The 7,224-nt window shown below is 65.3% G+C and carries 8 protein-coding genes; 3 read left to right on the top strand and 5 right to left on the bottom strand.

Going from position 1 to position 7,224, the window contains the following annotated elements; all coding sequences use genetic code 11:
* Window positions 1–200 precede the first annotated feature (200 nt).
* Window positions 201–878: a response regulator transcription factor gene (locus RMQ73_RS04625; protein ID WP_310496887.1), complete on the top strand. Its 678-nt coding sequence runs from the start codon at window positions 201–203 to the stop codon at window positions 876–878.
* A 116-nt stretch (window positions 879–994) separates the two neighbouring features.
* The gene (locus tag RMQ73_RS04630; protein WP_310496889.1) at window positions 995–2,305 is read left to right on the top strand and encodes an ATP-binding protein; all 1,311 of its coding nucleotides are present in this window, start codon (window positions 995–997) and stop codon (window positions 2,303–2,305) included.
* 51 nt (window positions 2,306–2,356) lie between these two features.
* On the opposite strand, the gene RMQ73_RS04635 is transcribed toward RMQ73_RS04630, so the two are convergent.
* Both RMQ73_RS04635 and arfB read right to left on the bottom strand, forming a co-directional pair.
* The gene (locus RMQ73_RS04635) at window positions 2,357–2,716 is read right to left on the bottom strand and encodes a hypothetical protein (protein ID WP_310496890.1); all 360 of its coding nucleotides are present in this window, start codon (window positions 2,714–2,716) and stop codon (window positions 2,357–2,359) included.
* An 85-nt stretch (window positions 2,717–2,801) separates the two neighbouring features.
* Window positions 2,802–3,209, bottom strand: a complete 408-nt coding sequence (arfB, locus tag RMQ73_RS04640) for an alternative ribosome rescue aminoacyl-tRNA hydrolase ArfB (protein ID WP_310496891.1) — start codon at window positions 3,207–3,209, stop codon at window positions 2,802–2,804.
* 43 nt (window positions 3,210–3,252) lie between these two features.
* Here arfB and RMQ73_RS04645 point away from each other — a divergent pair, with 43 nt between their 5' ends.
* Window positions 3,253–3,885: a glutathione S-transferase family protein gene (locus tag RMQ73_RS04645; protein ID WP_310496892.1), complete on the top strand. Its 633-nt coding sequence runs from the start codon at window positions 3,253–3,255 to the stop codon at window positions 3,883–3,885.
* On the opposite strand, the gene RMQ73_RS04650 is transcribed toward RMQ73_RS04645, so the two are convergent.
* The 3 genes from RMQ73_RS04650 to dxs form a co-directional block, all read right to left on the bottom strand.
* Window positions 3,861–4,742: an EamA family transporter gene (locus tag RMQ73_RS04650; protein ID WP_310496893.1), complete on the bottom strand. Its 882-nt coding sequence runs from the start codon at window positions 4,740–4,742 to the stop codon at window positions 3,861–3,863. The genes RMQ73_RS04645 and RMQ73_RS04650 overlap by 25 nt on opposite strands.
* Window positions 4,735–5,907 (bottom strand): multidrug effflux MFS transporter, encoded by a 1,173-nt coding sequence (locus tag RMQ73_RS04655; protein WP_310496894.1) that lies wholly within the window; start codon window positions 5,905–5,907, stop codon window positions 4,735–4,737. The genes RMQ73_RS04650 and RMQ73_RS04655 overlap by 8 nt, the downstream gene beginning before the upstream one ends.
* A gap of 112 nt (window positions 5,908–6,019) precedes the next feature.
* Window positions 6,020–7,224: 1-deoxy-D-xylulose-5-phosphate synthase (gene dxs / locus RMQ73_RS04660; protein WP_310496895.1), on the bottom strand; the 1,205-nt coding region annotated here is incomplete at its 5' end.

Raw genomic sequence — 7,224 nt, forward strand, 5'->3', positions numbered from 1 at the left:
CACCACGACAAAGGTGATTACCCCCCGGAAGCGTCTGGCAGGCATGGCCGCCTCTATGCGCGTAAATGACCTCCACCGCGAGTGGCACCCTGTGTATAGCGGCCGCACGGGGGCGAGTTAAGCGGCGGCGGCGCGCGAAACTGGCCTATGTTGTGCCGTAAGCACTTTGACCTGCGGTGAAATAGTTGCATAATCACGATATGAGCAAAATTTTATGTGTCGAAGATGACGCGGCAATGGCCGAACATGTCGCGCATGGCCTAGCCGAAGCAGGGCATGAGGTCGACATCGCCGCCGATGGTGAAACCGGTTACGCTCTGGCGACGAGCGGCGGCTATGACGCCATCGTGCTCGATCGCATGCTGCCAAGGCTCGATGGCCTTGCAGTGCTGACCCGGCTGCGTGCCGATGGGATGATGACGCCGGTCGTCATGCTGTCGGCGCTGGCCAGTCTTGACGAGCGGGTACGTGGTTTGCGCGCAGGGTCGGACGATTATGTGACCAAGCCGTTCGAACTGCCGGAACTGCTGGCTCGGCTTGAGGCTGTGCAGCGCCGCAACCTGGCCGGCGCTGAAATCACGCGCTTGCAGGAAGGCGAGCTCGATGTCGATCTGCTCACGCGCAAGGTATCGTTTGCCGGCCGGCGCATCGAATTGCAGCCACGCGAATTCCGCCTGCTCGAGTTCCTGCTCAAGCATCGCGGCCAGGTGGTGACCCGCTCGATGTTGCTCGAAGGCGTGTGGGATTATCATTTCGACCCCGGTACCAATGTCATCGACGTCCATGTCAGCCGGCTGCGCAAGAAACTGGATGAAGGCGGCGCCAGCGATATCGTGCAGACGGTGCGCGGCGCCGGCTACCGCATCGGCGGGGAGTAGGCGCCGTCCCGCGGCGCACCCTTTCCGCGTGGCAGCCCGACGGGCTGTTGCCCTGGCTCACGTCGTTTCTGCCCATCAATACGACTGCGCGGATCGGGCTCGCCGTATTCATCGCCTTGCTGCTGTCTTCATCGACGCTGCTGATTTTTCTCGAGCGCCTGACCGAGATTCAGCTGGATAACGACAACAGGAGCCGCATCGCCGAAATTTACCGGGCAACAGATGCCGCGTGGCGGCGCGGTGGGCCTGCGGCTGGTCTTGTCATCGTCAATGGCGAATTGCAGGTGCCGGGGCCGCTGGTCATTCATGTCGAACGAGCCGATGGCAGCCGGCTTGCCGGCAACCTTGGGGACTGGCCCATCGGGCTCGCCACCGACCGGTTGCCGCGCCGATTGATGTTGGCGAGCCGCCGCGAACCCCTCGTCAAGCCCTTTGTGTTTATCGGAGCCATACTGCCCGACGGGCACCGCATTGCGGTGGGGCGCAGCCTTGAAGCGGAAAGCCGGCTGCAGGAGACGCTGCTGGCTTCGCTGATGGCTGCGCTGGCATTGGCGCTAACGCTCAGCTGGATCAGCAGCCGCTGGATCGTCGGCATCATTTCCAATCGCGCCCGGATCATCGCCGAGGTGGCCGGCGAAGTCACTGCAGGCGATCTGTCACGCCGCGTTCCGGTGCAGGCAGGACCGGCCGGCGATGCCTTTGATTCAATGAGCATGGCCTTCAATGTCATGCTGGCCCGCATCGAGGGGCTGCTCGACGAATTGCGCGCCGTGACCGACGGGCTGGCGCATGACCTGCGATCACCGCTGACCCGCCTCAAGGCGCGCATCGACCGGCTCGGCATGGGCAGCGCGGTGAATGCTGCCGACCTGCAAGCCGTGAGCGTGGAGGCCGAGGGGCTGCTGGCCATGCTGGACAACAGCCTGGAGATCAGCCGGGCCGAAGCCGGCATTGGCCGCGACAGCTTTGCCAGCCTTGATCTGGTTGCCATGGTGTCGGACCTGGTCGAGATGTACGAACCCCTGGCCGACGACGCCGGAGTGCGGATGGTGATGCTGACCGCGCAGCCGGTCACGGCCATGGCGCACCGCCAGCTTCTTGGCCGCGCGCTGGCCAATCTCATAGACAATGCGCTGCGCTATGGCGCCGCCGGCGGCGTGATCGAACTGGGTGTCGAGCGGACCGCATGTGGGGCGCGCCTGACCGTCGCGGACCATGGCCCCGGCATTCCGGCCGCCAGTCGCGATGACGCGCTCAGGCGCTTTGGCAGGCTCGATGCCGCACGTCCGACCGGGCAGCGCGGCCAGGGCGCCGGGCTGGGGCTTTCGCTTGCTGCCGCCGTGGCAAGGCTGCACGGCGGCAGCCTGTCGCTGGCCGACAACAAGCCCGGGCTGCTTGTCTCGGTGGCGATCCCGACACAGGCTTGACGGGCGCGGCGACCGACAACGCCAAGCGAAGCCGGTCGCCGCACGGCCAGATCAGTTCTTGCGGCCGCTCATCAGCCAGCCGACGACAAAGCCCAGCGCGATGCCGGCGCCCAGCACCGCCATGGGCTGTTCCTGCACGGCGGCGCGGACCTTGGCGCTGCTGTCTTCGGCCATCTTCTGCGCGCGTTCACGGGCGGCACGGGCCTGCTCCGGCGCATGATCGGCCCACTCCTTGGCGGCTTCACGGGCCTTGTCATAGGCTTCGCGCGCCGCTTCGCGGGCCTTGTCGGCCTGTTCCTTCAAATCGGCCTTGAGCTGATCGACCTTGCCGCGCGCAGTGGCGGCCGCTTCGGCAGCGGTATCGGTCACGGCATCGATGGCAGCTTCGGCAGAATTTTCGAGGTCAGACATAAAGGAATCCTTTCACGGATGGGGACGTCAGGCCAAAATAGGCATATGCATAACGAAATTGAAGGGCACATGGCCCCTTTTTGCATCAGTGATCATCGCGAACCCTGGCTCGGCCGGCCTTGATTCCCGAACGCACCGCCTTGTCTTCCAGCCGCCGCACCTTGGAGCCCGTGCTCGGCTTGGTCGGACGGCGCTTGATGGGCCGCACTTCGGCGGCGGCAACCATGGCCGCCAATCGCTCACGGGCGTCGGCACGGTTGCGGACTTGATCGCGAAATTTCTGCGCCGTCAGCACCAGCACGCCATCGCGCGTCATCTTGCTGCCGGCCAGCCGCATCAGCCGCACCGCCACGTCATCGGGCAGGCTGGGCGATCCACGCACATCAAAGCGCAGCTGCACGGCCGAGCTGACCTTGTTGACATTCTGCCCGCCCGGCCCGGCGGCGCGTATGAATGTTTCGATCAATTCGTCTTCGGGGATGACAATGGCCATGCACGGTCATAGCGTGTCGGCACCATTCAGGGGAGGCCCCAACATGCTGATCGTCCATCACCTCAACAACAGCCGCTCGCAGCGCATATTGTGGCTGCTGGAGGAACTCGCCCTGCCTTATCGTATCCAGCATTATGCGCGTGATGCCGTCACCAACCTGGCGCCGGCCGAACTCAAGGCGGTCCATCCGCTGGGGAAATCACCGGTGCTGGAGGATGACGGGCGTATCGTCACCGAATCGGGCGCCATCACCGATTACATCCTGCGCCGCCATGGCGGTGGCCGTCTGATGCCCGCCCCCGGCAGCGACGCGCATGAAACCTATCTGGAATGGCTGCATTTTGCCGAAGGTTCGGCGATGACTCCGTTCCTGCTGGCGCTGTACACCGGGCGCCTGGGCGATGCCGCAGCACCACTAAAACCGCGCATCGAGGAACAGATCGGCAGCCATGTCGCCTATCTGGCGCAGTGCCTTGGCGGCAATGACTGGCTGGTCGGCAACACGCTGTCGGGCGCCGACATCATGATGAGCTTCATCGCCGAAATCGCCTGTTCGCAAGGGCTGGGCGCGCATTTTCCGAATGTGCTGGCCTATGCCAAGCGTATCCAGGCTCGCCCGGCGTGGATTGCAGCAGCGGAAAAGACCGAGCCTTACGGGTTCCGTATCGCCGGCTGAAGCAAAGGCGCAAACAGGTTCAGCGCCAGTCCGCCGATTATCAGCCCTGCGGCGAGCAGCTTCCATCCCGGAAGTGGCTCGCCGAGCAGCAGCGCGGACGCCCCCATGCCGAACACAGGCACCAGCAGCGATGTCGGCGCGACACTGGCCGCCGGGTAACGCGCCAGCAGCCAGCCCCAGGCCCCATAGCCGAACAGCGAATTGCCGGCCGCTTGCCACGCCACCGCCGCCCAGATGCCAGGTGTTGCGGCGCCAAGCGCGGTGAGGATGACGGTCGGCCCTTCGAACAGCAGCGCCAGTGCCAGCAGCGGCGGCACTGCGAACAGCGATGACCAGGTCACGAACGCCAGCATGTCGATGCGGCCGGCGCGCCGCTGCACGAGATTGCCGCACGCCCATGACAGGGCCGCGCCCAGCACCAGCGCCACGCCCAGCGGCGTCGCTTCACCGCCGACATGCGCCAGCACCACGCCGATGCCGGCCAAGGCGGCGGCCAGCGCTGCATATTGCAGCGGCAACAATCGCTCGCCGCTGCCGACAAGGGCAAAGCCGATGGTGAACACCACCTGGGTCTGCACCAGCAAGGACGCCAGCCCCGGCGCGATCAGCCCGTCGATAGCGATGAACAACAGCCCGAACTGGCCAACCCCGATGGCGATGCCGAACGCCGCCAGCATCGCCCAGCTGACCGGTGGGCGGCGCACGAAGAAAATCAGCGGAAACACCACCGCAGCAAAGCGCAGCGCGGCGAACAACAGCGGCGGCAAGGCATCCAGCGCGGTTTTTATGACGACGAAATTGGTGCCCCAGACGGCAACCACCGCCAGCGCCAACAGCATTGCGCGGGTATCAAGCATGGGGGGCGGGCGGCTTGGCAAGGGTGTGATAGGCGGTGGCCGACATTAGCAATGCCGCTGCGATCAGCATGGCCACGGGCCTTGCCGTGCCGTCATGCAGGGCCGCGCCCAGCGCCGACGCCAGCGCACCGACACCGAAATTGACACCGCCCATCAGGCCCGAAATCGTGCCGGCACGCGTCGGATCGATATTGAGGGCGCCGGCCGAGGCATTGGCTGCCATCAGCCCGTTCGACGACAGGGCGATGAACAGGCCCGCAATCAACCAGGGCAGCGGCGCGCCCAGAAACGACAGCGCCAGCAGGGTCGCCCCGGCCAGCACCGCGCCGATGGTGGCAAAGCCGAGGATGGTATCGGGGCTGTGGCGGCCCAACAGCCAGCGGTTCAACTGCGACGATCCGATGATGCCGGTGGCGATCAGTGCAAAGATCAGTCCGAACTGCGTTTCGGAAAAGCCCCAGATGGCGACGATGAGATCGGGCGAAGCGGCGATATAACTGAACAAAGTTGCGCCGCTGCCCGCGCCGACCAGCAGATAGCCGATCAGCCGGCGTTCGCCCAGCACGGCGGCATAGGCCGACAGCACCGACTGGCTGCGCGCCTTGGCCGCTGTTTCCGGCGAGCGGCTTTCGTCCAGCCGGGTCGCCACGACGACCGCAACAATCGCGCCGATGGCCGCGAACACCAGGAACACCGCGTGCCAGCCGGCCCAGACGCTGATCCAGCCGCCGATGGTGGGCGCCAGCATCGGCGCAACGGCCAACACCAGCATGAGCAGCGAGAAAATGCGCGCCGAATCGCGGTGGTCATACCGGTCGCGCACGATGGCGCGCGCCACGACCATCGCGGCGCAGCAGCCCAAGGCCTGCACGAAACGCCCGGCAACCAGCATTTCGATGGACGGCGCAGCAGCGCAAAACAGGCTGGCGGCGACATAGACTGCGCAGCCAATCAGCACCGAGGGCCGCCGGCCGATACGGTCGGACAAAGGCCCGAAGAACAATTGCCCGATGGCCATGCCGACGAAAAACGCCGACAGCGTCAACTGCACCGCAGCCGGCGACGCGCCATAGTCGCGCCCGATGGCCGGCAAGGTCGGCAGATACAAATCGATGGTCACCGCGCCGAAAGCGGTCAACGCCCCCAGCAGCAGAATTTCGCCCAAAGTCGGAACCCGGGCCGCGGGGGTTCCGGGCGCATGCATGAGCAGGGCTTTAGGGTAGGAAGGCAGCGCGGTCGAGGGGTGGTTCAGACACCTTCAACCTGGCGCGCGGCGATCAAGCCCGCGCGCCCTCCACGGCCACGCCGACGCTGTTATACCGCAGCGCTTCCAGCACCGTCTTGACGATGGCGGGTGCGTCGAGGCCGGCTTCGGCATATTGCTTGGCGGGCGCTTCATGGTCCTGGAAAATGTCGGGCAAGCGCAACGTGCGGACCTTGAGGCCGGCGTCGGTCAGGCCTTCGTCGCTGAGCCAGGTCAGGACATGCGCGCCAAAGCCGCCGATGGCGCCTTCCTCGATGGTGAGCAGCACTTCGTGCGTTGCGGCAAGATGCCGGATCAGGTCATAATCCAGCGGCTTGGCAAAGCGCATGTCGGCAACCGTGGTGGACAGGCCCTTGGCGTCCAGTTCGTCCGCAGCGGCGAGCGAATCGACGAGGCGGGTGCCCAGTGACAGGATGGCGACGGTCTTGCCCTCGCGCACGGTGCGGCCCTTGCCGATTTCGAGGCGCGTGCGCACTTCGGGGATTGCGATGCCGGTGCCTTCGCCGCGCGGATACCGCACCGCGATCGGACCGGTATCGTGCATGGCGCAGGTGTGAACCATGTCGGCCAGTTCCGCCTCGTCCGACGGTGCCATCACCACGAAATTCGGCAGCGTCGCCAGATAGGTGACATCGAATGCCCCGGCATGGGTGCAGCCATCGGCGCCCACAAGCCCGGCGCGGTCGATGGCGAAACGCACCGGCAGGTTCTGGATGGCGACATCATGCACGACCTGGTCATAGGCACGCTGCAGGAAGGTCGAATAAATCGCGCAGAACGGCCGCATGCCCTGCGCTGCCAGCCCGGCCGCAAATGTCACGGCGTGCTGTTCGGCGATGCCGACATCGAAGGTGCGGTCGGGGAACGCCTTGTTGAAACGGTCGACGCCGGTGCCCGACGGCATGGCGGCGGTGATGGCGACAATCGTGGGGTCGCGCTTGGCTTCCTCGATCAGCATGTCGCCAAAAACGTTCTGGTATTGCGGCGCCTTGGGCGCGGCCTTGTGCTGCGTGCCCGACACGACGTCGAACTTGACGACGCCGTGATATTTGTCAGCCGCTGCTTCGGCCGGGCCATAGCCCTTGCCCTTTTGCGTCACGACATGGATCAGCATCGGGCCTTCGGCGGCATCGCGGACATTTTCGAGCACCGGCAGCAGATGTTCGAGATTGTGACCATCGATCGGCCCGACATAATAGAAACCCAGCTCTTCGAATA

The sequence above is a fragment of the Sandarakinorhabdus sp. genome (assembly GCF_031430775.1).
GTDB lineage: Bacteria > Pseudomonadota > Alphaproteobacteria > Sphingomonadales > Sphingomonadaceae > Sandarakinorhabdus.

Bases quoted from the DNA above. Each gene is read 5' to 3' on its own strand.
- RMQ73_RS04625 (WP_310496887.1), top strand. From the start codon at position 201: ATGAGCAAAATTTTATGTGTCGAAGATGACGCGGCAATGGCCGAACAT.
- RMQ73_RS04635 (WP_310496890.1), bottom strand. From the start codon at position 2,716: ATGTCTGACCTCGAAAATTCTGCCGAAGCTGCCATCGATGCCGTGACC.
- arfB (WP_310496891.1), bottom strand. From the start codon at position 3,209: ATGGCCATTGTCATCCCCGAAGACGAATTGATCGAAACATTCATACGC.
- RMQ73_RS04645 (WP_310496892.1), top strand. From the start codon at position 3,253: ATGCTGATCGTCCATCACCTCAACAACAGCCGCTCGCAGCGCATATTG.
- RMQ73_RS04650 (WP_310496893.1), bottom strand. From the start codon at position 4,742: ATGCTTGATACCCGCGCAATGCTGTTGGCGCTGGCGGTGGTTGCCGTC.